27 protein-coding genes are annotated in these 26448 nt (G+C 33.3%); 15 read left to right on the forward strand and 12 right to left on the reverse strand.

Annotation, left to right across the window (positions count from 1 at the left end; translation table 11 throughout):
• Positions 1-76 precede the first annotated feature (76 nt).
• From Z054_RS0123410 to Z054_RS0123445, 8 genes are all read left to right on the forward strand, one after another.
• Positions 77-1378 carry an NAD(P)/FAD-dependent oxidoreductase gene (locus tag Z054_RS0123410; protein ID WP_024772450.1) on the forward strand — a complete coding sequence of 434 codons (1302 nt, stop codon included), beginning with the start codon at positions 77-79 and terminating at the stop codon, positions 1376-1378.
• 78 nt (positions 1379-1456) lie between these two features.
• Positions 1457-3058 carry a 4Fe-4S binding protein gene (locus tag Z054_RS0123415; protein WP_024772451.1) on the forward strand — a complete coding sequence of 534 codons (1602 nt, stop codon included), beginning with the start codon at positions 1457-1459 and terminating at the stop codon, positions 3056-3058.
• A gap of 161 nt (positions 3059-3219) precedes the next feature.
• Positions 3220-4677, forward strand: coding sequence for a S41 family peptidase (locus tag Z054_RS0123420; protein ID WP_024772452.1), 1458 nt, complete (start codon positions 3220-3222; stop codon positions 4675-4677).
• Between the two features lie 315 nt (positions 4678-4992).
• Complete coding sequence (locus tag Z054_RS0123425; RefSeq protein ID WP_024772453.1) at positions 4993-5475, forward strand: toxin-antitoxin system YwqK family antitoxin; 483 nt, start codon at positions 4993-4995, stop codon at positions 5473-5475.
• On the forward strand, positions 5476-6168 hold the full coding sequence (locus tag Z054_RS0123430) for a glycosyltransferase family 2 protein (RefSeq protein WP_024772454.1): 693 nt from the start codon (positions 5476-5478) through the stop codon (positions 6166-6168). It begins immediately after the preceding gene.
• Positions 6168-7640 carry a cellulose synthase family protein gene (locus Z054_RS0123435; protein ID WP_024772455.1) on the forward strand — a complete coding sequence of 491 codons (1473 nt, stop codon included), beginning with the start codon at positions 6168-6170 and terminating at the stop codon, positions 7638-7640. Before Z054_RS0123430 ends, Z054_RS0123435 begins: the two co-directional genes overlap by 1 nt.
• Entirely contained in the window at positions 7640-9037 is a 1398-nt protein-coding gene (locus Z054_RS0123440; protein ID WP_024772456.1) for a mannosyltransferase, read from the forward strand. The genes Z054_RS0123435 and Z054_RS0123440 overlap by 1 nt, the downstream gene beginning before the upstream one ends.
• A gap of 142 nt (positions 9038-9179) precedes the next feature.
• Positions 9180-9878, forward strand: coding sequence for an alpha/beta hydrolase (locus Z054_RS0123445; protein ID WP_241461445.1), 699 nt, complete (start codon positions 9180-9182; stop codon positions 9876-9878).
• A gap of 11 nt (positions 9879-9889) precedes the next feature.
• Here the strand turns inward: Z054_RS0123445 and Z054_RS0123450 are convergent, their stop codons facing one another.
• Positions 9890-10774, reverse strand: a complete 885-nt coding sequence (locus Z054_RS0123450; RefSeq protein ID WP_024772458.1) for a pseudouridine synthase — start codon at positions 10772-10774, stop codon at positions 9890-9892.
• Positions 10775-10825: 51 nt separating this feature from the next.
• A complete protein-coding gene (locus Z054_RS0123455; protein WP_024772459.1) occupies positions 10826-11779 on the reverse strand; it encodes a carbon-nitrogen hydrolase family protein in 954 nt (317 codons plus the stop codon).
• A 431-nt stretch (positions 11780-12210) separates the two neighbouring features.
• Between Z054_RS0123455 and Z054_RS0123460 the strand changes: the two genes are divergently transcribed.
• The gene (locus Z054_RS0123460; protein WP_152538660.1) at positions 12211-12558 is read left to right on the forward strand and encodes a hypothetical protein; all 348 of its coding nucleotides are present in this window, start codon (positions 12211-12213) and stop codon (positions 12556-12558) included.
• Positions 12559-12614: 56 nt separating this feature from the next.
• Here the strand turns inward: Z054_RS0123460 and Z054_RS0123465 are convergent, their stop codons facing one another.
• From Z054_RS0123465 to Z054_RS0123475, 3 genes are all read right to left on the reverse strand, one after another.
• Positions 12615-13523 carry a geranylgeranylglycerol-phosphate geranylgeranyltransferase gene (locus Z054_RS0123465; RefSeq protein ID WP_024772461.1) on the reverse strand — a complete coding sequence of 303 codons (909 nt, stop codon included), beginning with the start codon at positions 13521-13523 and terminating at the stop codon, positions 12615-12617.
• A gap of 11 nt (positions 13524-13534) precedes the next feature.
• Complete coding sequence (locus Z054_RS0123470; RefSeq protein ID WP_024772462.1) at positions 13535-14470, reverse strand: mevalonate kinase family protein; 936 nt, start codon at positions 14468-14470, stop codon at positions 13535-13537.
• 150 nt (positions 14471-14620) lie between these two features.
• A complete protein-coding gene (locus Z054_RS0123475; RefSeq protein ID WP_024772463.1) occupies positions 14621-15706 on the reverse strand; it encodes a diphosphomevalonate/mevalonate 3,5-bisphosphate decarboxylase family protein in 1086 nt (361 codons plus the stop codon).
• A gap of 284 nt (positions 15707-15990) precedes the next feature.
• Here Z054_RS0123475 and Z054_RS0123480 point away from each other — a divergent pair, with 284 nt between their 5' ends.
• The gene (locus Z054_RS0123480) at positions 15991-16464 is read left to right on the forward strand and encodes a TspO/MBR family protein (protein ID WP_024772464.1); all 474 of its coding nucleotides are present in this window, start codon (positions 15991-15993) and stop codon (positions 16462-16464) included.
• A gap of 26 nt (positions 16465-16490) precedes the next feature.
• Positions 16491-17060 carry a TetR/AcrR family transcriptional regulator gene (locus Z054_RS0123485; RefSeq protein ID WP_024772465.1) on the forward strand — a complete coding sequence of 190 codons (570 nt, stop codon included), beginning with the start codon at positions 16491-16493 and terminating at the stop codon, positions 17058-17060.
• An 82-nt stretch (positions 17061-17142) separates the two neighbouring features.
• On the opposite strand, the gene Z054_RS0123490 is transcribed toward Z054_RS0123485, so the two are convergent.
• The 3 genes from Z054_RS0123490 to Z054_RS0123500 form a co-directional block, all read right to left on the reverse strand.
• The gene (locus Z054_RS0123490) at positions 17143-17931 is read right to left on the reverse strand and encodes a hypothetical protein (protein WP_024772466.1); all 789 of its coding nucleotides are present in this window, start codon (positions 17929-17931) and stop codon (positions 17143-17145) included.
• 165 nt (positions 17932-18096) lie between these two features.
• The gene (locus Z054_RS0123495; protein ID WP_024772467.1) at positions 18097-19311 is read right to left on the reverse strand and encodes a BaiN/RdsA family NAD(P)/FAD-dependent oxidoreductase; all 1215 of its coding nucleotides are present in this window, start codon (positions 19309-19311) and stop codon (positions 18097-18099) included.
• Complete coding sequence (locus tag Z054_RS0123500) at positions 19308-19985, reverse strand: glycerophosphodiester phosphodiesterase (protein WP_024772468.1); 678 nt, start codon at positions 19983-19985, stop codon at positions 19308-19310. Before Z054_RS0123500 ends, Z054_RS0123495 begins: the two co-directional genes overlap by 4 nt.
• A gap of 138 nt (positions 19986-20123) precedes the next feature.
• Between Z054_RS0123500 and Z054_RS0123505 the strand changes: the two genes are divergently transcribed.
• From Z054_RS0123505 to Z054_RS29105, 3 genes are all read left to right on the forward strand, one after another.
• Positions 20124-20708: an RNA polymerase sigma factor gene (locus Z054_RS0123505; RefSeq protein WP_024772469.1), complete on the forward strand. Its 585-nt coding sequence runs from the start codon at positions 20124-20126 to the stop codon at positions 20706-20708.
• Position 20709: 1 nt separating this feature from the next.
• A complete protein-coding gene (locus tag Z054_RS0123510; protein WP_024772470.1) occupies positions 20710-21450 on the forward strand; it encodes a hypothetical protein in 741 nt (246 codons plus the stop codon).
• Between the two features lie 371 nt (positions 21451-21821).
• On the forward strand, positions 21822-22064 hold the full coding sequence (locus Z054_RS29105) for a hypothetical protein (RefSeq protein WP_051473877.1): 243 nt from the start codon (positions 21822-21824) through the stop codon (positions 22062-22064).
• Positions 22065-22254: 190 nt separating this feature from the next.
• On the opposite strand, the gene Z054_RS0123520 is transcribed toward Z054_RS29105, so the two are convergent.
• Positions 22255-23433 carry an acyl-CoA dehydrogenase family protein gene (locus tag Z054_RS0123520; protein WP_024772472.1) on the reverse strand — a complete coding sequence of 393 codons (1179 nt, stop codon included), beginning with the start codon at positions 23431-23433 and terminating at the stop codon, positions 22255-22257.
• A gap of 441 nt (positions 23434-23874) precedes the next feature.
• On the opposite strand from Z054_RS0123520, the gene Z054_RS0123525 reads away from it, so the two are divergent.
• Positions 23875-24192 (forward strand): hypothetical protein, encoded by a 318-nt coding sequence (locus Z054_RS0123525; RefSeq protein WP_024772473.1) that lies wholly within the window; start codon positions 23875-23877, stop codon positions 24190-24192.
• Between the two features lie 107 nt (positions 24193-24299).
• Here Z054_RS0123525 and Z054_RS0123530 read toward each other — a convergent pair whose 3' ends face one another.
• The 3 genes from Z054_RS0123530 to Z054_RS0123540 are packed head-to-tail and all read right to left on the reverse strand — an operon-like array spanning position 24300 to position 26154.
• Positions 24300-25013 carry a tRNA1(Val) (adenine(37)-N6)-methyltransferase gene (locus tag Z054_RS0123530; protein WP_024772474.1) on the reverse strand — a complete coding sequence of 238 codons (714 nt, stop codon included), beginning with the start codon at positions 25011-25013 and terminating at the stop codon, positions 24300-24302.
• Positions 25014-25071: 58 nt separating this feature from the next.
• Positions 25072-25596, reverse strand: coding sequence for a ribosome maturation factor RimM (rimM, locus tag Z054_RS0123535; RefSeq protein WP_024772475.1), 525 nt, complete (start codon positions 25594-25596; stop codon positions 25072-25074).
• 15 nt (positions 25597-25611) lie between these two features.
• A complete protein-coding gene (locus tag Z054_RS0123540; protein ID WP_024772476.1) occupies positions 25612-26154 on the reverse strand; it encodes a 30S ribosomal protein S16 in 543 nt (180 codons plus the stop codon).
• Positions 26155-26448: the final 294 nt, after the last annotated feature.

The raw sequence follows: 26448 nt of genomic DNA on the forward strand, positions 1-26448 counted from the left end.
AAAAAGAGCATTTTTATAGCGAATTGAAAAAGTATAAATCACTTCAATAACTATTGACAACCAACAATTATCTTTTATGGAACACATTGCAATTATTGGAAATGGAATTTCGGGAGTTACTGCTGCTAGGCATATACGTAAAATGTCTGACAAAAGAATTACTATCATTTCTGCCGAGACCGAATATTTCTTTTCGCGTACTGCTCTTATGTACATATATATGGGGCATATGAAATTCGAACATACGCAACCCTACGAAAATTGGTTCTGGGAGAAAAACAGAATCGAACTTAAAAATGGTTTTGTTTCCGAAGTTAATCACCAGGCTAATGAGCTTGTATTTGCAAGTGGAGAAGTCATGGCATATGATAAACTTATTATTGCAGTAGGTTCTAAGCCCAATAAATTTGGTTGGCCAGGTCAGGATCTTGATGGAGTGATGGGTATGTATCATAAACAAGACCTTGAAAATCTAGAAAAACACGCCCCCAATAATCAAGTATGTAAACGTGCCGTAATTGTGGGAGGAGGATTAATCGGTATTGAATTAGCAGAAATGCTTCATTCTCGTAATATTCCGGTTACATTTTTGGTACGCGAAAATAGTTTTTGGGATGCTGTCTTACCTGCTGGTGAAAGCGGAATGATTAATAGACATATCCAAAATCATCATATAGACCTTAGATTAGGTGTAAACTTAAAAGAAATAGTTGCTGATGATAACGGCAAAGTCAAAGCTGTAGTCGTGCAAGAAACAGGAGAAGTCATTGATTGCAATGTCGTTGGATTAACACCAGGTGTGTCTCCCAATGTAGATTTCCTAAAAGATTCTGGTATCGAATTGGGTAGAGGTGTAAAAGTGAATAGATTTCTCGAAACCAATATCCCTAACATTTATGCAATTGGCGATTGTGCAGAACAACATGAAGCGATAGGAAATCGTCGTCCTATTGAAGCCGTTTGGTATACCGGTCGTATGATGGGAGAAACATTAGCACAGACTATCTGCGGAAACAAAACCGAATACAAACCAGGGCATTGGTTTAATAGCGCAAAATTTCTTGATATCGAATATCAAACCTATGGTTGGGTATTTGGAAGGGCACAAGAATACGAACAGCAGTTTCATTGGATACACGAAGATGATACCAAATGTATTACAGTATCCTATCATAAGGAAACCGCAGAGTTTTTAGGAATCAATACCTTCGGAATCAGAATGCGACATGAAGTTTTTGATCGTTGGCTTACAGAAAAAAGAGATGTGAATTATGTGATGCAGCATCTTGCAGAAGCCAATTTTGATCCAGAATTCTATTCGGTCTATGAGTCTGATATTCTTTCAGCTTATAAAAAATCACAGCTTCAAACCACTTAAAAAATAAATTATAGACCTCACAGGCTTGTACCAAACTTGTTTTAATATTTCTTGTGAAGTCCGACTAAAATATATACGATGAGTAACAAATTAGATCATAGCATGTCTCTTGCAAATCCTAATACCAAAGGGGTTTCAATACAGCAAAAAATAGCTCTAGCCATAGGCTTGGTTGGACTCTTTATTTTGGCTCTTGCCATTCTTAATACTAATTTTCCGAATCAGGAAGTGTTTTTAACCCTTTCTCTGGTATTAATTACTGCAGGTACTATATTATTTGCAAACGATATATATTTAAAAAAGTTAGAAGGAATCAAAAATGATGGAGTCTGGTTTAAATCTATCTCTTCCCGAGGTATTTTGGGATGGCTCACCGGAGTAGGACTAACTGCTTTTTATATTGTGCTATATTTTAAAGCAGAACTACTGGGATTAGGAACTAATGGTGAAGCCAATACAGGATTAGTAGCTTTATTCGATCCCTTAAGTAGAATTTTAAGTGGCAATCCTGCAAGCCAATGGTTTGTGTATGGAACTCTTTATACTGTAGCCATCATTGCTTTTGGGTATAAGTTCATCCTAAAATACAGACACAATCGTTATCAACAGATACGAACTGTTTCGGTGATGTTTTTTCAACTTGGATTTGCATTTCTGATTCCAGAATTTATGGCAAGATTAAACACTAGTCCAGACTATAATCTTCCTTATTACGATTTAAAAAGTATGTGGCCTCTTAATTATTATCTATTTGATGGATGGTCTCTTGATGGCCTTTTATCATCCCAAAACCTTGGTCTGGGGATGCTAATTTTTGGGGTGGTCACTATATTTGTAATCAGTCCTATTTTAACCTACAAATTTGGAAAAAGATGGTATTGTTCCTGGGTTTGTGGTTGTGGTGGACTAGCAGAAACTGCGGGAGATTCTTTCAGACAATTATCCAGTAAAAAATTGAGTGCCTGGAAACTAGAACGTTGGTTAATCCATACCGTTTTAGTTTTTTCTGTAGTGATGACTATAGCCATGATATATACATATCTGGGAAGTGATCCAAATAAATATTGGTTAACCCGAGGTACTTTCCTTGCCGGGGCAGCAACTATCCTGACTCTTGTTTTTGCAGTAGTGATGATTTTTAAAAGAAAAGAGCTTGGTAAAGATGCCAGATATGGTGCGATTGGATATTTTGTTATCATAATTTCATTTCTGGTAATGCATTATACCGGCACTACAAACGAAGTATTCTTTATTAAATCCGGAAGTTTAAGATCTGCATACGGACTATACATTGGCTCTATATTTTCTGGTGTTATCGGTACTGGTTTCTATCCTATTTTGGGTAACCGGGCATGGTGTAGATTTGGTTGTCCTATGGCCGCAATCCTTGGATTTCAACAGCGTTTGTTTTCTAGATTTAGAATTACCACCAATGGTGGGCAATGTATATCTTGTGGTAATTGCTCTACGTATTGCGAAATGGGAATTGATGTACGTGCATATGCTCAAAAAGGTGAAAATATAGTACGATCCAGTTGTGTAGGTTGTGGAGTTTGTTCTGCAGTTTGCCCACGTGGAGTACTAAAACTTGAGAATGATACATTAGATGGACGTATTAACTCTAATGAAATCTTGTTAGGTAATGATGTAGATTTAATGGATTTTGTAAACAAAAAATAATATCATATACATTACCTACATATTGTAAATAATAGAGTATCAAAATATATAAATCTCGCTATATAGCGAGATTTATATATTTTAGAACAATCGACTTCTATAATGCGTATTGGTATAATTCTTGAGGATTCCTCTCACTAATTTAAATATGTATATACCCTATGAAAAACTCTTTGTTCTTACTTCTTTTTTTATGTTTTATTCCTTGCGTTTCGCAAACCTTAAAAATAGACAAATTAACATCAGATGATTACCTTTCTGATTTATCTTTATTAAATCAACTTATAAAAAAACAACATCCAAATCCTTATAAAATAATCTCTGAGAAAGAGCAGTTAAAGGAAAAGAAACAGGCTATAGCTCTATTAAAAAAAATGCCTTCATATCCTAATTTCCTAAAATGTATCAATAGAATTGGTGATGGGCATTTGGCATATGGCCCTCCTGATGAGTTTACCTACGACATGATCGAAAATTCATCTTTTTTTCCTTTTCCCGTATTTGTTAAAGACCATAGAATGTTCACCAATATAAAGAGCAAAATACTTCCTTATGGCACAGAAATAACCAGAATTCAAAATATTACCACACAAGAATTAGTAGACAGAATGAATAAACATATTCATGGAGATAATTATAATGTGACCAAAACAGCGTCAGAACTCACTTCTTCGTTCCCTTTGTACTTCTCTAATCTTATTGAGAGAAACCCAAAAACGTTTAAAATTGAATATTTAGATATAAAGACCAAAGACGTAAAAACGGTAACCCTATCCTCTATCGATTATTACGAACTATACAGAATAGACAAGCTATCTATTTTACCTATTAATAAATTAGAAAAGGAGAGTACTATACACCCTCATTATTATAAAGAGAAAAAATTTGGTGTGCTCACTGTAAATACTTTCGATCTTACAGAAACTTATGCATATGATGAGTTTAGCAAGTTTTTTAAGCGAGTTAATAAAGAGAAGTACAATAACATTGCTATTGACCTAAGAAGTAACGAAGGAGGTAATCCAAATATAGCTGCTTTGTTATTTTCTTTTATTACAAATTCTAGTTTTAAAAATGTATTTAATTATAGAGTTTCTAGTATTAAAATTGAAAAAGAAAACTTGCTTAACGACAATGGCAATCCTGCCGGAGAAGATGAAGTACGAGGTTTTGAAAACTTTTTATACCAAAGATTTAATGAGACAAAAGACAGCCTCTATGTCGGAAATGAACGACTTAAAGAAGGAGTGTTAGAAAATTTCCCTCAGGATAAAGACAATTTTAAGGGTAATGTATATCTAATTGTAGGGGGGCAAACTTTTTCTGCTGCTGTCTATTTTGCTAAACTATTTAAAGATCACAATAGAGGAAAAATTATTGGAGAAGAAACCGGAGGTAATGAAAACTCAACCTTTGCAGGGTATTTTTTAACTTATAAACTCCCAAAAACAAAGTTACAGGTAAGAATTCCAATAACAGAATTATTTTTTGACAAGAATACAGCATCAAAACATGGAATTATACCAGATAATAAAATTCCTATACAAAAATATTTGAAATACTCTCGTCTGGAAAAAGATCCCGAAATGCAATTTTTATTTGATATGTATTTACATTAAAACAATTACTATTTATCATATCATAGAGTTAGAATAACAGTTTGATTCTATGATGTGATCTCAAAAGAACATCTCAAAATCATCAGTTTATATACAGATTTAACGGTATACAAAGTCAAAATAATAACAAGTAGTATGTGTAGGTCTTCAATTAATTATAAATCTATGAAACCTTAATAAAGCATTTAAAATATTAAGATAATAATGATTGTGTCCAGAATCCAACACTGATATAACATTTTTTAATCAAATAATTAAAAAAAATGTTAGTATGGGTATTTACTTTCGTCTAAGAGTCCATATAAAACTGTAACCATGATTCAAAATCTTTGTATCCTTTTATTTATGTTTTCCTTTGTGGGAAATCAGGTTACTTCTACAAAAGAATACCATTATGAATATTATCCTAATGGTATACTTAAAGCTGAAGGGTGGAAACTAGGAGAGTACAAAGTCGATTTTTGGCATTTTTATCACCCTAACGGAAAAGTGTCTAAAGAAGGGCATTTCAGAAATAACAAAAAAAATGGATACTGGTATTTTTATTCAGAAAACAGTAAATTGTTGAAAGAAGGGCATTTTGTAAACGATAAAGCCGAGAAATGGTGGATTATTTACGATATTGCAGCCGAAATAACTCGAAAATATCAATATAAAAATAATAAAAAAGAAGGATACTGTCTATTGTATAAAAACAACAAACTTTTTAAAGCCGAACGCTATATCAATGATAAGAAAACCGGTGAGTGGACTGATATTTTTAGTTTTAAAAGAGACAATCCTAACGCTTCCTTATAAATGCCTCCCATTATAAACGTAATCATACCTGCTTTTAACGAAGAAGATTCCATAGCACATGTAATCAAAGAAATACCGGATATCGTTTCTGAGATTATTGTGGTGAATAATAATTCTACAGATCAAACCGAAAATGTTGCAAAAAAAGCAGGAGCTACTGTACTAAGAGAAAAGCAAAAAGGATATGGTTATGCATGCCTGAAAGGAATGGAGTATATAGCATCAAAAGATATTAAACCAGATATTATCGTATTTTTAGATGGTGATTATAGTGATTATCCTGCTGAGCTTACTCAAATAGTTGCACCTATTATAGAGCAAAATATGGATTTAGTTATTGGATCTAGAGTCAAACATCTACGTGAAGCAGGTTCTATGACATCCCCTCAAATTTTCGGAAACTGGTTGGCTACAGGATTAATGAAACTTTTTTTTGGTGCAAAATTTACAGACCTCGGGCCTTTTAGAGCCATTAAGTATGATAAACTATTAGCCCTCGGGATGATTGATAAAACCTATGGGTGGACTGTAGAAATGCAATTAAAAGTGTTAAAGAAACGTTATAATTATACTGAAGTCCCTGTGCATTACAAAAAGAGAATTGGTGTCTCAAAAGTTTCAGGAACCATAAAAGGTGCTATATTTGCAGGCGTTAAGATTTTAAGTTGGATTTTTAAATATAGCTTTGCGTAATGGATATTGCTATCATCATAACCTACACACTAGCCTTACTAATCATATTTATGTATAGTCTGGCGCAGCTGAATTTACTTTTTAACTACCTGAAGTCTCGAAAGCAAGCTGATAATTCACCTACTTTTGATTTTTCTAAAAAAGAAGAAATTCCGCATGTTACTGTTCAGTTACCAGTATACAATGAATTATATGTAATGGATCGTTTATTGGATAACATTGCCGAACTTGATTATCCAAAAGATAAATTAGAGATACAAGTACTGGATGATTCTACAGATGAGTCTGTTATTACTACTACGGCGCATATAGAAAAGCTACAACAAACAGGTTTAGACATACAACACATTTGCCGTGAAGATCGAACCGGATTTAAAGCAGGAGCACTAAAAGAAGGACTTAAAATTGCCAAAGGTGAATATATAGCCATTTTTGATGCAGATTTTTTACCCGGTAAGAATTGGCTACTACAAACTATCCCATATTTTAAAGATCAAAATATAGGTGTAGTACAAACCCGATGGGGGCATATTAATAGAGATTACTCAATGCTTACCAAAATTCAGGCATTTGCTTTGGATTTTCATTTTACTATGGAGCAGGTAGGTCGTAATTATAAAGATCACTTTATTAATTTTAATGGTACAGCTGGTGTTTGGAGAAAGACTTGTATTGAAGATGCCGGAAATTGGCAGGGAGATACATTAACCGAAGACCTGGACTTAAGTTATAGAGCGCAATTAAAAAAGTGGAAGTTTAAATATCTTGAAGAAGTAGAGACTCCTGCAGAATTACCTGTAGTTATTAGTGCAGCCAGGTCACAACAATTTAGATGGAATAAAGGTGCTGCAGAAAACTTCCAGAAGTTGTATTGGAAAATGCTTAAAGATAAAACCGTGCCTCTTAAAACTAAGTTTCATAGCTTCTTTCATCTATTGAATAGTAGTATGTTCTTATTAGTATTATTGGTTGCTGTATTGAGTGTTCCGGTAATGTATATTAAAAATAGTAATCCATTATTTAGCTGGTATTTTAATGTAATTGCATTTTTTGCCTTAAGTACAGTTATATTTTTCTTTTGTTATTGGTTTACTTTTAAAAAGATTCATGGTAAAGGATTCTGGAAATTTATGGAATACATAAAAATGTTCTTCACCTTTTTCTCTATTGCAATGGGCTTCTCTGTTCATAATTCTATGGCAGTTCTTGAAGGTCATTTTGGAAAAAAAAGTGAATTTATCCGTACTCCAAAATTTAATATCGAGTCGTTCAAAGGTTCATGGAAAGAGAATAAATATATTAACAAAAATATCTCTGGAAACACCATTATAGAAGCATTACTCATGGGATATTTTGGTTTTGCTTTATACAGCGCTTTTAAGCTTCAGGATTTTGGACTATTCTTGTTTCACATTATGTTATTTCTTGGATTTGGATTTGTATTCTTTAAATCTGTAACGTCAAAATTTTAATGTTTCGGCAATGGAAATATAATCGATTTTCCATCCTCCTTATTGTTGCTGGTTTACTTTTTTACTGGAGTTTTTCTTATCAGTTAGAACGAACAGATTTTACCAAGATGATCAGCCTTTGGGCTGCCTTATTTTTTGTTTCTTATAAAATCATTCAACTCAATCCTGATAATTACAAACTACTGGCCATTACTGCATTATTATTTAGGATGGTCTTTTTATTTGCCATACCTAATTTATCTCAGGATTTTTATCGATTTATATGGGACGGGCGTATGCTCTTAGAAGGTTTTAATCCTTATTTATCTCTTCCCGAGGTATGGATAGCACAAGGAGATGCTCCAATTGCGCAAGCACAGGAATTGTATACTGGTATGGGAACACTTAACGGAAGTCATTATACCAATTACCCTCCCGTAAGTCAGTTTTGTTATTTTATCGCATCCTTGTTTGCCAGTAAAAGTATTTTGGGATCTGCAATGGTATTTAGAGTACTTATCATCCTAGCTGATATCGGTACATTTTTCTTCGGAAGAAAGTTATTACAATCATTTAATCTACCCGAGAAAAGAATCTTCTGGTATATTCTTAATCCTTTTATCATTATAGAACTTACTGGCAACCTTCACTTTGAAGCTGTTATGGTATTTTTCATCATATGGTCATTATATCTGTTACATAAAGGCTATTGGTACTGGGCTGCAGTTGTCCTGGCACTTTCTGTTTCAGTCAAACTAATCCCTCTATTATTTTTACCTTTATTTTTCCAGAAATTTATTCTTGATAAACAAAAGAGTTTCAATACATCCAGTCTTACCATTGGGCTACCAAAACTACTTGGTTTTTATAGTATTGTTATAGGCACATCCCTTCTAATTTTTGCTCCTTTCTTATCCGGAGAATTCTTAGCCAATTTTAGCAAAACAATTACCCTTTGGTTTCAGACTTTCGAATTTAATGCGAGTATTTATTTTATCATTCGTTGGATTGGATACCAAGTTGTAGGGTGGAATATTATTGAGACTACCGGTAAAATTTTGCCTCTGGTAGTAGTAGTGATTCTTTTAGGGTTAACCTTCTTTAGAAACAATCGAAGCACTCTACAACTAATTACAGGTATGCTTTTAGGTATTTGCATCTACTATTTCTTATCAACTACGGTGCATCCCTGGTATATAGCTGTACCATTATCACTTTGCGTATTTACAAATTACAGATTTCCGATTGTTTGGTCTTTTGTAGTTATTTTTAGCTATACCGCGTATCTTCATCCTGATTTTAAAGAAAACCTATGGATGGTAGGGCTTGAGTATCTTTTTGTTTTTACTATCTTTAGTATAGAGATTATAAAGGCCTATCAAAACAGAATCCATAATACATTAGAAAACAACTCATAAAAGCATATCAATTTTGAAAATTAATTTCAGGAAAATAGGTCGTAGATTTGCAAGATTTCTAGTATTTATTATTATCCTGATTCTTTCTGGATACCTGTTTTTATACCTAAGGCAAGAGCGTTTTTTCTTTAACCCGAAAATTTTGAAAAAAAACTATGTTTATTCTTTTGACCAGCCTTTTGAAGAGATCAATATCCAAGTAGAAAAAGATATTACTCTTAACGCATTGCTTTTTAAAACAAATACTACTAGTAAAGGTCTTATTCTATATTTTCATGGTAATGCCGGGGCAATTCATGAATGGGGGACACGTGCTTCTTTATACACAGAAAACAAATTTGACATTCTATTTGTCGATTACAGAGGCTACGGAAAAAGTGATAGTTTTTACGAAGAAGAATCAGAAATATATAACGATGCCCAAAAAGTCTATGACTATGCAAAAACACGATATGATGAAAAAAACATTATTGTTTTAGGTTTTTCTCTAGGAACGGGGTTTGCCGCTTATACCGCAGCAAAAAACAATCCAAAACTCCTTATACTGGAAGCTCCTTATTATGCCTGGAATGATTTTATAGCAAGTATTGCTCCAGTACCAAAAATGCTTATCAACTATGAGATTCCTTCTTATAAATTCTTAAAAGAAGTAACCTGTCCTATTCGAATTTTTCATGGTACTCATGACTTTCTAATCAAACCAGAAGAAAACTCTAAACGACTAGAGGCATTATATCCAGATAAAATCAAACATACAATGATCAAAGGTGCTGGTCATAATGGTATCTATATCACAAAACAATACTATGATGAACTCAAGAATTTGTTAGAAAGGTATTAAAGATAATCGCTTTACATCATCCTAAGGTTAATCACTTCTTGTTCTGTAAGTATTCTCCAGTGGCCACGAGGTAAATCTTTTTTGGTTAATCCTGCAAAGATTACTCTATCTAATTTGACTACACTATAATTAAGGTGTTCAAAAAGCTTATGAATGATTCCATTTTTAGCAGATTGTAACTGAATCCCAATTTCATTTTTAGAAGCACCTTCTATATAAGAGATTTCATCTACGTTTATAAAACCTTCTTCTAATTTGATTCCTTTCTCTATCTTTTGAAGGTCTTCAAATTTTAGATTACGCTCTAATTCTACATGAAATATTTTACGAACTCCACTTTTATGATGCGTTAGTTTCTTTTCTAAATCTACATCATTGGTAAAGAGTAATAACCCAGTTGTATTTCTTTCTAGTCTACCTATCGGTTTTAATACAGATTTAGATGCATTTGCTACTAGATCCATTACCGTTTTAGTTTTCTCGGGACTAGTGCTGGTTACGAAACCTTTAGGTTTATTAAGCAGCACATATTCTTTTTTATAAGGAGTAATGAGTCGTCCATCAAACTTAACTTCATCGGTAAGTTTTACTTTATATCCCATTTCGGTAATGGGCTTACCATTTACCCATACGCTCCCTGTTTTAATATACAAGTCGGCATCTCTTCTGGAGCAAACCCCAGAATTAGCTACATATTTATTAAGTCTTATTTCATCAGAATCAGAGAGTTTTTTTGGTGCTGCATTACTAGCTTTTTTTGCTAATGCCTTACCTCTTACATAAGGTTTATTTCCATAATTGGATTTACCTTTATCATTTGCATTCGACTTGCTCTTTCCTTTTCCTTCCTGTTTTCTGCTAGTTTTCCCTTTACCAGAATTATCTCCACGACTCATATCTTAAATTTTGTGCAAAGATAATTGTTTAAAGCATAGGTACAACAACTATTATTCATCAAACCTAACTGTACTTTGACGCTTTCGATTTACATGTAACTGGGTCACATCTGGTCTCGAATAATGTCCAACAGGATCAAAATTCTGACGCTCTTGTAATACCCTGTTAAAATCTAAAGTTTCGATTAAGAGTCCTTCTTGATTTACTACAGGCTCCATCACCCATTCTCCATCGGGACCAGCAATGCATGAGCCACCATTACCTAAAACATCAGGCGCTTTCTTTAAAATCTCATCCAAATGTGGAGTAGATTTAGGAAAATCTTCTGTTCTCATCAAACTAGAAACCGAAATCACATACGATCGAGACTCTCTGGCGATAAAACGAGTAATATCTTTGGTGTTATAATCACTCCCTGGCCATACCGATATGTGTAAGTTTTCTCCCTGACCATATAATGCAGCTCTGGGTAAAGGCATCCAATTCTCCCAACAGTTTAATCCTCCAACAGTAAAAGCCTTTAATGGATGTACTAACAACCCATTACCATCTCCCGGAGCCCAGGTTAATCGTTCTTCATATGTTGGTTGTAATTTACGGTGTACAGATCTAATCTCTCCCATTTGATCAATATATACCAATGATGCATATAAACTATGCCCTCCCCGATCCATTGGTCGTTCAATAATTCCTAAATAAATTGCAATATTATATTTGGCAGCAAGTTCGCATATGGTATCCAAATCTCCATTTTCGATAACAATCGAATTCTGGGCATAATGCGCATGAATTTCTTTTTGAATCTTACTGTCGAATTTTGCGCCATCTGTTAGCGATACCCAAAACGGATAACCCGGTAACAACGATTCTCCAAAAACGATAAGCTCTGCTTTCTTAGAAGCTGCCTCAGTAATAGAATTTTCAATTTTTTTAATTGTAGCTGTTTTATCTAACCAAACCGGAGAGATTTGAGCCAATGCAACTGTTAGTAATTGATTTTTCATGAAAATGTATTGATGATATATATATTTAAAGAGATTTTCAAAATATGATTAACAAATAGTTAACATGTAAAAAATTGATTTGCAACATGTTAAACATCACAAAAGTGATATGGTAAAACCCTAATTTAACCTTATGGTAACATTAGAACTCTATTAAAAACCTAAAAATCGGCATTATTCTAATGCAAATATTAAGGATTTACTATTCTATAACCAATTTTATATCCATTCCTAAAAAGTAAACATATAAAAAGTATTTATTCTGCAAAGTTTAATTTACGTTAAAACATACCCCTTTTAACATAATCGTAATCATTGTAATACATTCTAATAAAACAAAAAACAAAAATAATGGAGTATTCGACTCTACATTTGTCCTGTACAATTAAAACAAATAATAGTTTAAGCTCAAATCTTAAAACATAAAAAAAATGAAAAAGTTAACAATTTTATTCGCAGTATTCGTATTAGGGTCAATGCAAATTTTTGCTTCAAACAACAACCCTAGTAATTCGGAACAACAATTAAGAAACCAAATCGCTACTCTTTTAGAGAATCCAGAATTTAATCTAGACAAACAACAACTTAAAGCAAGTATCGAATTTACTTTAAACGGTGAAGGAGAAATTGTAGTATTAACTGTAGACTCAGAAGATCTTGATGTGAAAAGTTTTGTAAAATCAAGATTGAACTACAAAAAAGTAGATTCAAAAATATCAAACATAGGAAACAAAGTATTTAAAATTTCTTTAAAAATTTTAAAGCCAGAAGGAGTATAAACTTTCTGCCTATACATTATTAAGAAAGCAGTTGTATGTATTTACAGCTGCTTTTTTTACCACAGAATTCTATCCAGGATCATATGTACATCAATTAAAATAATACTAAATGTTCCTGCAACAATAATGAGTTTTAAAATATTGTGTAACCAAACGTAATGTGTTCTTCCTTCTGATCTCCATATACCAAATAAAAATGCAAAAAGAAGTATAATACATGCATAAAAATATAGGTACATAAACCCTATCTCATATCGAGTGAGTAGTAAATAAATAGGAACACAAGAAGCCAAAACCAAAACACTTACTATTCTTTTTGAGACTAATTCTCCATACACAATAGGTATCGTTTTATAATTCTGGGCCAGGTCTCCTCTTAAATTTCCCAAATCTTTAATCATTTCTCTCATGATCAACATCAAAAACAAAAATGTTGCATGAACAAAAATAACCTCATCAAAGTTTTTATAATAAATGAATACGGCAAAAAATGGGGTTATCGCTAATAGAGAAGCAATAATATTTCCTATTATCGGAAACTTCTTTAGTTTATGGGAATAGAACCATATCCCAAAAATATATAAAGAAAAAAAAACAACTGCCCGAAAAGAAACATAGCTGGCACATACTACAGAAAGAAAATTAAGGACAAAATACCCGGTAAGTTTAGTACGTTGACTCACTAATCGATCCAGCATGGTCTTTTGTGGTCTATTAATTAGATCTTTTTCTTTATCATAAAAATTATTAATGATATACCCCGCTGCAATCACTCCAGCAGAAGCTAATACAATAACAAATAAATTGGGATCCAGAATAACATCTCGTAACCTGATCTGAGGTGCTAAAATAAATATTGAAGTAAGATATTGTGCTAATACAATAATTAAGATGTTATATCCTCTAACGACAGAAAATAAACTCAATAACTTGAGGAAAATGAGTTTGTTTTTTCTGGTAAGCATAACAATGCTTATTAAAAATTGTAGACTACCTCTAACTTATAATCCTTAAGCGAGGCCTGTGCTTTGTCAAAATCTTGTGTAAATCCTAAAATATAACCACCGCCTCCAGAGCCACATAACTTAAGATAGTAGTCATTGGTTTCTATACCATGTTTCCATAATGTATGAAATTGCTTTGGTATCATTGGCTTAAAATTATCTAAAACCACATGAGAAAGCTCTTTTATATTAAAGAATAGGGATTTAACATCTCCTTTTAAGAAATCCTCTACACAAGCGTCTGTATATTTTACAAACTGATTTTTGAGCATACTACGAAAACCTTCTTGCTTCATGTTTTCCATAAAAATACTAACCATTGGTGCAGTCTCACCAACAATGCCACTATCTAACAAAAAAACAGCACCTTTTTTATTTTCTACACTTTGCGAAGGAATTCCTGCCGGCTCAATATTGTCTTTAGAGTGAATAAGAATAGGTAAACTAAGGTAACTATTTAATGGATCCAGACCAGAGCTCTTTCCGTGAAAGAAAGATTCCATAAGTCCAAAAATCTCTTTGAGTTTTAATAATTTATCCCGGGTAAGATTTTCTAATACTGTAATTTTGTTATCTGCATATTTATCATAAATAGCGGCTACTAATGCGCCACTACTTCCTACTCCATATCCCTGAGGAATACTACTATCAAAATACATCCCAGAATTGATATCAGAATGAAGTTTATCGAAATCAAACTTTACGACTCCTTTATTCTGAATTTCTTCAAGATAGGTTACAAAATTCTTAAGGTTTTCATTTGATTGTACAGCCTCTTCATCAGGTGTTTCTGACACTTTTAATGCACCTTTAAAAAAATTATATGGTATAGAAAGACCTTTAGAGTCTTTAATAATACCATATTCTCCAAACAAAAGAATTTTAGAATAAAATAACGGTCCTTTCATCTATCTATATGTGTTGTTTTAGAGGTTAGATGGAATCTTTGATGATTAAAATAATCATTACCTTGTATGGTTAAAGACTTTTTTAATCGAGTCGATTTCATTATCTCTATAAATAGTTATATCTAAATTTGTCGCCTTACTAGGATAAAGTTACACTATTTTTGCACCTAATCCTATTTTGTCGCAAATATACTGCCCATTCTGACAATACGCAACTAAGTCGTTGGTAATGAAATCTAAAACTTGATTTTTTTCTGTATTTGGATACAAAACATGAACATTTGCTCCTGCATCCAGCGTAAAACAAACTTTAGATCCTGTTGTTTCACGATACTCCCAAATTTTATGAATTACAGATAACGTATTCGGTTTCATTAATATAAAATAAGGTAAAGAAGTCATCATCATTGCATGTAGTGTCAATGCTTCACTTTCTACTACTGTGATAAAAGCATCTAAATCTCCGATAATTAATGTTTCTTTTAATTTAGCAATATTACCAGTTGCTTGTTCAAATCGTTTTGCTGCAAAGGGATGACCGTGCATTAAATTATGACCAACAGTACTACTTACTTGTTTTTCTCCTTTATCAATTAATAAAATTGTATCCTGATAGTCATCAAAATTTTGATGCACAGGAAACGGAAATGGTATTGCATACGCATCACTACTCCCACTTAAATCTGGATGTTCTCCCCAAACGGTAACAGGTCCCTCTATACTTCGACATGCGCTCCCCGAACCCAAACGAGCCAAAAATGAAGATTTCTGAAGGTATTCTGAATCCGAAATACCTGGGTTTATCTTTTTTTCTAACTGCATCAGGCAATACGCCAGCGCACTCATCCCACTAGCTGATGATGCAATCCCACTACTATGCGGAAATGTGTTACTGGTTTCTATTCTGAATGTATATTGTTTGAGGAAAGGGAGATATTCTTGAATCCTTTCAAAAAAACTTTGAATCTTAGGTTTAAAATCTGGTTTAGGTTTTCCTTCAAAAAGGAGTTCGAAATCAAAACCTTCCTCTACACTATCTCGTCTTTTATACGTTAAACTTGTTGTTGTTTTACAATTATCCAATGTAAAACTAATCGATGCATTTTCAGGCAATTGCACTGGTCTTTTACCCCAATATTTAACTAAAGCAATATTGCTGGGTGAAGTGCAAGTTACCATACCTTCTTCAGGTAAATTTGAAACTATAGGTGAGATAAATTCTGGATAATCCGTCATAAGTATGCAATGATTTTGAGCAAAGATAAGCGTATCGTATATTTTAACCCGTTTTATGCATTAGAAAATCTAGTATACCCCAAAATTATTTCAAGCATTATCACTTCACTTTGTTTTTTAATTTAATCTGGATTTATCCATAATGAGGCAATACAAATTCTAAGAAAACACGAGTCTGTAATGTACTTTTAAGTTTCATCATAAAGTTCTAATGCATAAAGCCGGTTTAAGCGCATTGGTAGTAAAAATAAATTGCTATTTTAGTACTGTGCTAACTTGTTTCAATGAAAAAAAAGTTATTTCGGATTGGTATTGCGGTATTGATATGCGGTTTAATCGGTTTTTTGAGTAGTATTGCTACTCAAACTTCTGTTAATACTTGGTATGCTGCCTTAAACAAGCCTTCTTTTACTCCGCCAAATTGGATTTTTGGACCAATGTGGATTCTGCTGTATATTATGATGGGAGTTGCAGCTGGAATTGTTTGGAGCAAAGGCTTTTATCATAAATGGGTAAAAACTGCGTTATATCATTTTGGGTTTCAATTGTTACTCAATGCTGCGTGGTCTATTTTTTTCTTTGGATTACAAAACCCGTTGATTGCATTACTGGATATAATTGCCCTATTTATCCTATTGCTGTTTACCATTAAATGGTTTACCGTAGTAAATTCTACCGCTGCCTACCTACTTATCCCTTACGTTGTTTGGGTTGCTTTTGCGACTGCATTAAATTTTGGCATATGGCAACTAAATTAAACCAGGAATAAGGAATATGATTTTTTATGAGTAAAAAAGCAATAGTCTTACAGACTACTCTAGAATTAATAACTAAACAAGGTATTCATGCCACTTCTCTTTCTCAAATTATTAAAGAATCAGGCGTAGCAAATGGAACAGTATATCACCATTTTAAAAACAAAGAAGAGATTATTACAGAACTCTATTTGATGCTCACCCAGGATTTTGGTACGGTCGTCATGCGTAATATCCCAGAAGACGACATAAAGAAACAATTTACCGTGATGTGGCTCAATCTATTCTATTATTTTGTCAATAACCCCCTTGCTTTTATATTTTCTGAACAGATTGCACGTTCTCCAGAAATTCCTCAATCCTTAAAGGATAAAGCAAGGCAATACTATGGTGAAATCGAAAGCTATTTTAAAAAAGGGGTAAAACAAAAAATGTTTAAATCTTATAACACCCTTATTATGGAAGAGCTCTTCTTTGGTAATGTGGTATCATTAGTAAAGATTCATGAGAATGAACAAGTAAAATTACAAGAAAAACATATCAATCAAGCTATTGAGATCTCCTGGAGAGGTTTTTTGAAAGATCAGACAATCATTTAATACAAATTAATAGATAAAATTGTTATAAAAAACACATCCTGCTTTTCAGCAGGATGTGTCTAACTTAGTCTTAGTATTTTAATTAATTAAATACAATATTTACACAAGATTCTTTATATAAGTTCCTAAGTACAAATTCTATTGCTTTTCGAGAATTACTCGTTTGCCCGATTAGCCCTCCTTTATAGGTAAGTTTTCCTGTATTTACATTCCAATAATACTCTTTACTATCAGATTTAACAATGCGCTTTTTGTCTTTGATCATGACTTGAAAAGCATTAAGTTCCTGACTATATTCGAGTCCTGACGGGAAATACATTTCGGTTACAAATTTTGTAGTGCCTTTTTCATAAAAATAGCACACACATTCTCCTATATCTTTTGCTTCAGAGACTCGAACCATATTATTTTGTACGATTTTCCATCCGCCATTAATGCGTATAGCAACCACATCCATTAACATAGTTCCCTTTTCGGCAAGTCTTTTATCGACAAATGATTCAAAATTGATAACCGCAGAAATAGTTCCTGCTCTTTCTTTCTGGCTTTGAAAAACTATTTTATCTATGGTTAGCTTAAATTGATAATTATCATCGTGGATAATATCATCTAACTGAGAAGAAATATCTTTTTTGCTATAATTCTTTCTCACTAAGGTTCCGGATAAATTCACAAAAACAGTATTTCCTCTATATTTTTCATCAAATAAACTCAGTACATCTTCTTTTTGGGTTCCCTCGGTTAACGCATTCATTTTATTGATATAATCTACCAATAATCTTTTTACAGGATCTTTTTCATTAAATGCTTTGACTGGGTGAACACTACTAAATAAAAATATAAGGGTAAGAATAAAAGTAATTTTTTTCATAGTGATGGGGGGTATTAGTTAAACTCCTTTAAGTTACAAAAAATTACTCAAAATCGCTAATATTAACGCACTATTCTTCGCTATAAATTACTTAATTCCAATAGTTTAATTACTGTTTTTAAATTCCTGTTAGTGACTATAGACCATAATTTTATTTTAAAAAAACTATCCAGATATTATCGATTTTGCTGCAATAAAAGCTCCGGTCCATGCATTCTGAAAATTAAACCCTCCTGTGATAGCATCTATATTTAATACCTCTCCTGCAAAATATAAATTCTGACACTTCTTACTTTCAAAAGTTTTAAAATTGACTTCTTTAAGATCAATCCCGCCTGCAGTTACGAATTCTTCTTTAAATGTACTTTTTCCTTTTACCTTAAAAACTCCTTGGGTAAGCTGTTCTGATAGTGCTTTAAGTTGAATTTTACTCACATCGGCCCAACGGATATCATTTCTTATTTCTGAAGCCAAAATTAAACTCTGCCAAAGTCTTTTTGGTAATTCAAATTGAGTGTATTTAAATATCTGTTGTTTTGGATGTTGATCTTTGAGCACTTTAAGTCTCTCAAAAATTTCCTCCTGTGAATAGTACTGAAGCCAATTCACTATGATTTCAAAATTATACTGACATGCATTGAGTTCTATAGCGCCCCAGGCCGAGAGTTTTAAAATTGCCGGACCACTCATCCCCCAATGTGTAATTAACAATGGGCCCTCACTCGATAATTTTGAATGCTTAACCTGTACTGAGACGTTTGTTACTACACCAGGCAGATTTGCAATTCTTGGGTCTTTACTATTAAAGGTAAATAGTGAAGGAACCGCATCGACTGTCTGATGTCCTAAATCCTGAACTATCTTCCAGATTTTTGGATTACTCCCCGTAGCAATCATTAGTGTTTTAGTCACAAAATCACCCTGACTGGTTTCTACGAACCATTGTTCATCTTTTTGGTAGAAATTTTTAACCGCATGGTTTTTTAAAATTTCTACCCCATATCGTTTTGCCTCGGATAAAAAACAATTGATAATCGTTTCTGAAGAATCTGAAACCGGAAATATCCTACCATCATCCTCTATCTTAAGTGCTACTCCACGGCGGTCAAACCATTCCATCGTATCACCTGTCATAAACGTATGAAAAGGCCCTTTGAGTTCTTTTTCTCCTCTGGGGTAGTTTTTGCTTAACTCATCAGGGATAAATTCTGCATGAGTTACATTGCATCGCCCGCCACCAGATACTCGAACTTTGGACAACACTTCTTTTCCTCGTTCCAGAATAGCTATTTTTAGTTTTGGGTCATTTTCTGCCACATTAATAGCTGTAAAAAAACCAGCTGCACCACCACCAACAATTATTAAATCATAGTCCATCATGCAAAATTCGGAAAATCTGTGATGATACCCTCAACTTTCCATGATTTTGATTGTTCCATTTGCGTTTCTGTATTTACGGTCCATACATATATCTTGTATCCCCGGTCTTTTGCAAGATTTACGGCATCCCGGGTTAGTGAGAAAATTGGAGGGTGTATAGAAAATGCTTCTAATGCTTCTGCTATAGATAAAACTTCAATTGTATTTACTTCGCTTAGCACACCTATCTTAAAATTAGTGGTAGTTGCTTTTAGTTCGAATAACTGTGAGTGATCAAAACTAGAAATGATAAAATGATCGTATTTCCAATCTGTATTTTTGATATACTCTTCTAGTAATGCAATCGTGGGCAGGGCTGTATTTTTGCCTTTCAATTCTATATTAAGTTCGCATTGCGTATTAATCACATCCAGCACTTTGCGCAATGTCGGTATCGTAAACCCTTCTTTTGTTTCAAACTGTTGTAGCTCTTTCAAAGTATATTCTAACACATTTCCTGTTCCATTGGTGGTTCTATCCAAGGTTTCATCGTGGATAACTACCAATTCTCCACTTTTACAGCAATGTACATCAATCTCGATACCATCTACTTTATAATGCAAAGCTTCGATGATAGATTCTAATGTGTTTTCGGCAACTAAGCCAGCCGCGCCACGATGTCCGAATATTTTCATGAGTTAGCCTTTTTAATTATAATTTTATATTCTTAATTATATCTTATTCTATTAATCCCAAAGAAACTAAAATTGTTATTTTTACAACAACTTAACATCACCCAAAGGTAACAATCTGTTATTATAGTACATGAACCTATGAATACTACCGAGGATCACAAAATTTTGGAAGGTATCGTCACTGGAAATGAGGTTATCATTACTACATTTTATAGAAAAAACCTACCTTACATAAGGCAATATGTTCTACAAAACTCTGGTAATGAAGAGGATGCAGAAGACGTATTTCAGGATGCTTTGATTTTGGTATATCAGAAATCAAAAACAGATTCTCTGGACTTACATTCTTCATTACGAACTTATTTTTATGGAGTTTGTAAAAATATGTGGAGAAACAGATTACGAAAAAACAAAAAAATGATTATCACCGAAAAATTACCTGAGGATGCAGAAATAATTACCCCTACAGTTATCGAAGATATAGAACGTAAAGAAAAAGAGCATGTATATCGTAGACATTTCCTAAAACTAAGTGATACATGTCGTGAAGTTTTGAGCTTAATTTTTCAAGGAAATAGCATGAAAGATATTGCACGTATCACTGGATATTCTGAGGGATATACCCGAAAGAAAAAATTCGAATGTAAACGATACCTAATCGAAATGATCGAAAAGGATCATGCTTATCTAGAATTACAACTAAACCCTGAAAAAGGATCATAGTATGGAAAGAACCCCAGAAATATTCGAAAAAATAGAAGGGTATCTTGCACATACGTTACCTAAAGAAGAAGCAATCGCTTTTGAAAAAGAATTAATTGCTAATCCAGAACTGCAAGAAGAAGTTGAAAAACACAGAGTTTTGCACAAAACCTTAAGTGATAAGGATACTTTGGATTTTAAAGAAAAATTAATGCAGATCAGTGCTACTATCAAAGAAGAACAGAGCCATCCTCCTGCTCCGACATCTTCTCCTTCCTATTGGAAAATTGCAGCATCTATTGCGATACTATTGGGGGTAGGAATGCTATTCTGGTATACATATACCAATCAGCATAATACTCAAGATTTATACGGTGTTTATTATGAGCCCTTCCCTGTAGAAGACGCAATGCGAGGTAATACCGATAATGAAATGCAGAGCATTATAAAAAATTATGCTAAAGGTGCTTATGATTCTGTAGCGGTTGTACTAGAAAAACACCCAAACTTAGATAGCCAACTACAATTATATCTGGGTAATAGTTATTTAAATATTAATCAGGAAGAAAAAGCGGTTTCTTTGTTTAAAGACATTAAAAGTAGTGGCAAGTATTATGAAATTGCCAAATGGTATTTATCGCTCACCTATTTAAAATTAAATACTCCTAAAAAAAGCATTCCACTGCTTAAAGAAATCATTACCTATAACGGAGCATATAAAGATAAAGCTACAAGATTACTTACAGCGTTAGAAAAAAAATAGGGATTATTTACAACACTACCTATTTATCTATATTCACCTAAACTAGACTTTACAGATCTCAAAAGGGTACTGAAATAAGGTTAATATAATCCTATAAAACCTAATCTTTTTATATCTCCCCCCTCTCGATACAGGATGTCGAAATACTTGTCTTTTAACATACCACACTCACAACTATAGTCTTCAAAATAAAATATTTAGCACTAATCAAACTCTAAAAAGCTTACCTGTAAAAAAATAAGGTATGTGAGGTAACAAAATGATATGTCGTGACATAAATATATAAACCCCATATATATTGATTAATCTAATAATTCAATCTTCACTCTAAAGAAACAATTATGAATGTTATCATCAAACACGTTGAGCTTATGAATCGAATCGACCAACTAATTCGTTTGAAAGCTACAGGGAATCCTGTAGAACTAGCAGAACGACTGGGAATTTCAAAAACAAAACTCTATCGTATCATCAACATCATGAAGGATCTAAATGCTCCTTTAGAATATGATATCGGTCTACAGAGTTATGTCTATGTAAAAGCTGTAGGATTTAAATTTGGATTCTTCACAAAAGAAAGAAGTACAAAAGAATTACACACTTCTGTGGGATAAAATATTAATCTGATCTGTCAAATCAGATCATTTTCACACAAAAAAACCTGAATAGTTTTATGCTTATGTTAAACTGAGCTTGTCGAAGTGATTAGAAAACTGATAATAAATGGTCTTCGACAGGCTCAGATTGACAAATCATATACTTGTATTTTTCAGGCAACTTTGATACAAGAGATTTCAGAACTTCTTATTTAAAAGCAGACATCCCGGTAATATCCAGTCCTGTAATTAGTAAATGAATATCGTGTGTTCCTTCATAGGTAATTACACTTTCGAGGTTCATCATATGGCGCATGATGCTATACTCACCCGTGATTCCCATTCCGCCAAGAATTTGTCTGGCTTCTCTTGCAATCTTAATTGCCATTTCTACATTATTACGTTTTGCCATAGAGATTTGTGCGCTAGTTGCTTTACCCTCATTACGCAACACTCCTAATCGCCATGCTAATAATTGTGCTTTTGTGATTTCGGTAATCATTTCTGCCAGTTTCTTTTGTTGTAATTGCGTTGCTCCAATAGGTTTATCAAACTGAACACGCTCTTTGGCATATCTTAACGCAGTATCATAACAATCCATAGCGGCACCAATTGCGCCCCAGGCAATACCATATCGTGCAGAATCCAAACATCCCAGCGGTGCACCAAGTCCACTTTTCCCTGGTAATATATTTTCTTTTGGCACTTTTACATTATCAAAGATTAACTCTCCTGTTGCAGATGCACGAAGCGACCATTTATTATGTGTTTCTGGGGTTGTAAACCCATCCATACCACGCTCTACTACAAGCCCATGGATTCTTCCTTCTTCATTTTTGGCCCACACCACCGCAATATCAGCAAAAGGTGCATTAGAAATCCAAAGTTTAGCGCCATTAAGTAAGTAATGATCCCCATTATCTTTAAAATTAGTAGTCATCCCACTAGGGTTTGATCCATGATCTGGTTCTGTAAGACCAAAGCATCCTATAAATTCTCCAGATGCCAGTTTAGGCAAGTATTTTTTTCGTTGTTCTTCAGAACCATATTTCCAAATTGGATACATCACCAACGAAGATTGCACAGAAGATGTAGATCGTACACCAGAATCTCCTCGCTCTATCTCCTGCATGATCAAACCATAACTAATCTGGTCCAGTCCAGCACCACCATATTCTTCGGGTATATAAGGTCCAAATGCTCCTATTTCTGCAAGTCCTTTAATAATCTGCGTAGGGAATTCTGCACGTTGTGCAAAATCTTCTATAATAGGAGATACTTCGCGTTTTACCCAACTACGAGCAGCATCACGAACCATTTTATGTTCATCACTCAATAATTCGTCAATCTGGTAATAATCTGGTGCCTGGAATAAGTCTGGTTTCATTTTTAAAATATTTTCTAAATTACTGCATATAAGTGCAAAACAAATGTAGGTAATGCTAAAAAAGCAAGCAATTTTTTTGACATTTTTAAAGAAATTGATCATTCTGCTATTACATTTAATATCTTTTGACCAAAAAGTTATCCAAATACGTTACTTTATTGCATCTATTCCTGATAACAAAGTAAATTTAGTTTTCTACAAAGGTTAAAATTAGCCACACCTGTCTACTAAAAAATTTGTGTATAATTTCCGCAGTTCACTTCTTTTTTCTACACAAATAAAACCCAGAAAAAGAAAAAGTATTAATTCAAAAAATACATAAATATCTAATTATCAATTATTTACATATATAACCAACACCTCTCATTTCTTCTGGCATAATTATTCTATATACAAACACATAACAGATTAAAATTTATTAAAACTAAAATTATAATAACAATGAAAAATTTATTTGTATTACCGGTATTAGCTTTTGGATTATTAGTAGGAACTCAAAGCATGAATGCTCAGGAAGTAGCTTCTAATGATGATACAGAAGTAGTTGCCCCTGTTCAGGAAAAATATATAGACCTAGCTGTAGAAAACTTACCTCAACCTGTTCTTGATGCAGTTGCAAAAGATTATGCTGGTGCGACTATCAAAAGTGCTGGAGCCAAAGAAGATGCTTCAGAATTTAGATTAGTATTGAAGCAAGGTGATAAAGAAATGGAAGTTTTCTGTGACGCAGAAGGAAAATGGATCTCTAAGAAGGGATAAACCTTTGATGGTACATAAAGAAAGTTTTAATTTATGGTGATATAAATTAAACTGTAGAGTGATTGAATTTAGAAAAGGAAGATATATATCTTCCTTTTTTTTATGAATCACATTTTTAGATAAAACGCTTTAGTAAGCTTTATATATGCATCGGTATATTGATGACGTTGCGTTTCTATAATCAATTCATCCGCCTCAAAATCCATTTGATCTCGACCAAACAACAACAGACTTCTTTTAATCTCTGAAATTGGTGTGCCTTTTACTCTCGTGATTTTTTGCGGAAACAAATTTACCTGTGCAGCTATATCAATAATACGTGATTCTTCTTTATATGGTATAATCATTGCAAATCGTCCCTTATCCGATAACAGTCTTGATGCTCCAATTAAAAGATGTTCAAAAGGTAGAGCATCTTCGAATCTAGCCATATCCCGTTTGGCATCAGAAGTTTTATAATCCTCTGCATAAAATGGAGGGTTACTTATTAGCAAATCATATTGATCGTCAATTTCTGCCACAAATTCCTGAAAAGAGGCATGGTAACAAAATAATCTATCTCCCCAGGACGACGCCTCAAAATTTTCGACTGCCTGCTCATAAGCATCTGCATCAATTTCTATAGCATCAATCACCTCTGCCTGGGAACGTTGCGCTGTCATTAAAGCGATCACTCCCGTTCCTGCTCCTATATCAAGAATTGAGGTTATAGCATTACTAATAGGAACCCAAGCTCCTAGTAGCACTCCATCTGTACCTACTTTCATGGCGCATCGATCCTGATGGATCGTAAAGTCTTTAAATATAAAAGGCTTAGTCATATGTTAACATTCATCGAGAAACAAAAGCCCGGGTATTTATCGGGAGGACAAAATAAAATTAAAGATACAAATCAATGAGTCCTTCGGGAGTATGAACAGTAATCGTTTTTGATTTTCTATCAATTTTATCAATAAATTCATCATTCATAGGAATAAGAATCTCGGTACCTTTACGATCAATTTCGAATAAAGCTTGAGCCGTTGTATCGTTAATAGCTTTAATAATTCCTACTTCTCCAAAAACACTATCAATAATCGTAAAACCAATTATTTCGTGGTAATAAAACTGAGTTCCTTCAAGTTTTGGTAATAGTGTAAGTGGTAAATATAGCTCTGTTTTCATGAGGTCATCTGCATCTTCTTCAGAATTTACATCCTCAAATTTTATACGTAGTAAATCACTTTTATGTAGCGAACATTTTTCAATAAAAAATGGAACCAGATTATTGTTATAATGAACAAATACTGATTCCATTTTCGTATAACTTTCGGGTTCATCGGTATCCAGTTTAACCAATACCTCACCCCTAAAACTAAATTTACTTACGATTTTACCTAGATAGAAGCATTCTTCTTTCTTCATCGTGAATAATTACAACTATTCTTCTTCGTTGCTAGCTTCCTCTGTTACTTCTGCTTCTGCAGTAGCTTCGACAGCTTCTTCCGCTTCAGCAGCAGTTTCTTCTGCTTCTTCTGCTTTTGCAGCAGCTTCACGTTTAGCATTTACTTCCTTTTCAGCTTCCAAAGCTTTAGCTTTTTCCGCTGCTTCAGCTTTTGCTAACGCATCTTTCTTAGCATCAACAGATCCTTCTTTTTCTGATACCCAAGCCTGATATTTTTCTTCAGCTTGTTCTTCTGTTAAAGCACCTTTTCGTACTCCACCAGCAAGGTGATTTTTTAATAAAGCTCCTTTATAAGATAAGATAGCTTTTGCAGTATCAGTTGGTTGTGCACCATTCTGTAACCACTTTACAGCACCATCAATATCTAAGTCAATACTTGCAGGGTTTACATTAGGATTATAAGTTCCTAATTTTTCAAGAAATCTACCATCTCTTTTTGATCTAGCATCTGCTGCTACGATCCAGTAAAAAGGCTTTCCTTTTTTACCGTGTCTCTGTAATCTAATTTTAACAGGCATATATAAATTAATTTTTGGGTACTCGACCCTATTCATAATTAAGGCCGCAAAGGTAATTATTTTTAATCAATTCAAATCAATAAATAAAAGTTTATTCTCTGTAAAATAATCATTTACATAAGTAATACATAAAAAACCGATTCATAAACTCTGTTTTTATGAGGAAAAACACCTCTATCTTTTGATTTTTATTAGGAAAAAATATCGTTTTGTGTATTTCATCGATAAAATATGCTTTTTTTCGATGAAAAAGTTGTTTTCTTAATATTTTCATTATATGTTTGTAGGTGTAAA

Origin of the sequence: Aquimarina macrocephali JAMB N27, from assembly GCF_000520995.1 — a bacterium.
Lineage (GTDB): Bacteria > Bacteroidota > Bacteroidia > Flavobacteriales > Flavobacteriaceae > Aquimarina > Aquimarina macrocephali.

What these genes read in the sequence shown, in the direction of transcription:
- Z054_RS0123410 (WP_024772450.1), top strand. Translation starts at nt 77, where the DNA reads ATGGAACACATTGCAATTATTGGAAATGGAATTTCGGGAGTTACTGCT.
- Z054_RS0123415 (WP_024772451.1), top strand. Translation starts at nt 1,457, where the DNA reads ATGAGTAACAAATTAGATCATAGCATGTCTCTTGCAAATCCTAATACC.
- Z054_RS0123420 (WP_024772452.1), top strand. Translation starts at nt 3,220, where the DNA reads ATGAAAAACTCTTTGTTCTTACTTCTTTTTTTATGTTTTATTCCTTGC.
- Z054_RS0123425 (WP_024772453.1), top strand. Translation starts at nt 4,993, where the DNA reads ATGATTCAAAATCTTTGTATCCTTTTATTTATGTTTTCCTTTGTGGGA.
- Z054_RS0123430 (WP_024772454.1), top strand. Translation starts at nt 5,476, where the DNA reads ATGCCTCCCATTATAAACGTAATCATACCTGCTTTTAACGAAGAAGAT.
- Z054_RS0123435 (WP_024772455.1), top strand. Translation starts at nt 6,168, where the DNA reads ATGGATATTGCTATCATCATAACCTACACACTAGCCTTACTAATCATA.
- Z054_RS0123440 (WP_024772456.1), top strand. Translation starts at nt 7,640, where the DNA reads ATGTTTCGGCAATGGAAATATAATCGATTTTCCATCCTCCTTATTGTT.
- Z054_RS0123450 (WP_024772458.1), bottom strand. Translation starts at nt 10,774, where the DNA reads ATGAGTCGTGGAGATAATTCTGGTAAAGGGAAAACTAGCAGAAAACAG.
- Z054_RS0123455 (WP_024772459.1), bottom strand. Translation starts at nt 11,779, where the DNA reads ATGAAAAATCAATTACTAACAGTTGCATTGGCTCAAATCTCTCCGGTT.
- Z054_RS0123460 (WP_152538660.1), top strand. Translation starts at nt 12,211, where the DNA reads ATGAAAAAGTTAACAATTTTATTCGCAGTATTCGTATTAGGGTCAATG.
- Z054_RS0123465 (WP_024772461.1), bottom strand. Translation starts at nt 13,523, where the DNA reads ATGCTTACCAGAAAAAACAAACTCATTTTCCTCAAGTTATTGAGTTTA.
- Z054_RS0123470 (WP_024772462.1), bottom strand. Translation starts at nt 14,470, where the DNA reads ATGAAAGGACCGTTATTTTATTCTAAAATTCTTTTGTTTGGAGAATAT.
- Z054_RS0123475 (WP_024772463.1), bottom strand. Translation starts at nt 15,706, where the DNA reads ATGACGGATTATCCAGAATTTATCTCACCTATAGTTTCAAATTTACCT.
- Z054_RS0123480 (WP_024772464.1), top strand. Translation starts at nt 15,991, where the DNA reads ATGAAAAAAAAGTTATTTCGGATTGGTATTGCGGTATTGATATGCGGT.
- Z054_RS0123485 (WP_024772465.1), top strand. Translation starts at nt 16,491, where the DNA reads ATGAGTAAAAAAGCAATAGTCTTACAGACTACTCTAGAATTAATAACT.
- Z054_RS0123490 (WP_024772466.1), bottom strand. Translation starts at nt 17,931, where the DNA reads ATGAAAAAAATTACTTTTATTCTTACCCTTATATTTTTATTTAGTAGT.
- Z054_RS0123495 (WP_024772467.1), bottom strand. Translation starts at nt 19,311, where the DNA reads ATGATGGACTATGATTTAATAATTGTTGGTGGTGGTGCAGCTGGTTTT.
- Z054_RS0123500 (WP_024772468.1), bottom strand. Translation starts at nt 19,985, where the DNA reads ATGAAAATATTCGGACATCGTGGCGCGGCTGGCTTAGTTGCCGAAAAC.
- Z054_RS0123505 (WP_024772469.1), top strand. Translation starts at nt 20,124, where the DNA reads ATGAATACTACCGAGGATCACAAAATTTTGGAAGGTATCGTCACTGGA.
- Z054_RS0123510 (WP_024772470.1), top strand. Translation starts at nt 20,710, where the DNA reads ATGGAAAGAACCCCAGAAATATTCGAAAAAATAGAAGGGTATCTTGCA.
- Z054_RS29105 (WP_051473877.1), top strand. Translation starts at nt 21,822, where the DNA reads ATGAATCGAATCGACCAACTAATTCGTTTGAAAGCTACAGGGAATCCT.
- Z054_RS0123520 (WP_024772472.1), bottom strand. Translation starts at nt 23,433, where the DNA reads ATGAAACCAGACTTATTCCAGGCACCAGATTATTACCAGATTGACGAA.
- Z054_RS0123525 (WP_024772473.1), top strand. Translation starts at nt 23,875, where the DNA reads ATGAAAAATTTATTTGTATTACCGGTATTAGCTTTTGGATTATTAGTA.
- Z054_RS0123530 (WP_024772474.1), bottom strand. Translation starts at nt 25,013, where the DNA reads ATGACTAAGCCTTTTATATTTAAAGACTTTACGATCCATCAGGATCGA.
- rimM (WP_024772475.1), bottom strand. Translation starts at nt 25,596, where the DNA reads ATGAAGAAAGAAGAATGCTTCTATCTAGGTAAAATCGTAAGTAAATTT.
- Z054_RS0123540 (WP_024772476.1), bottom strand. Translation starts at nt 26,154, where the DNA reads ATGCCTGTTAAAATTAGATTACAGAGACACGGTAAAAAAGGAAAGCCT.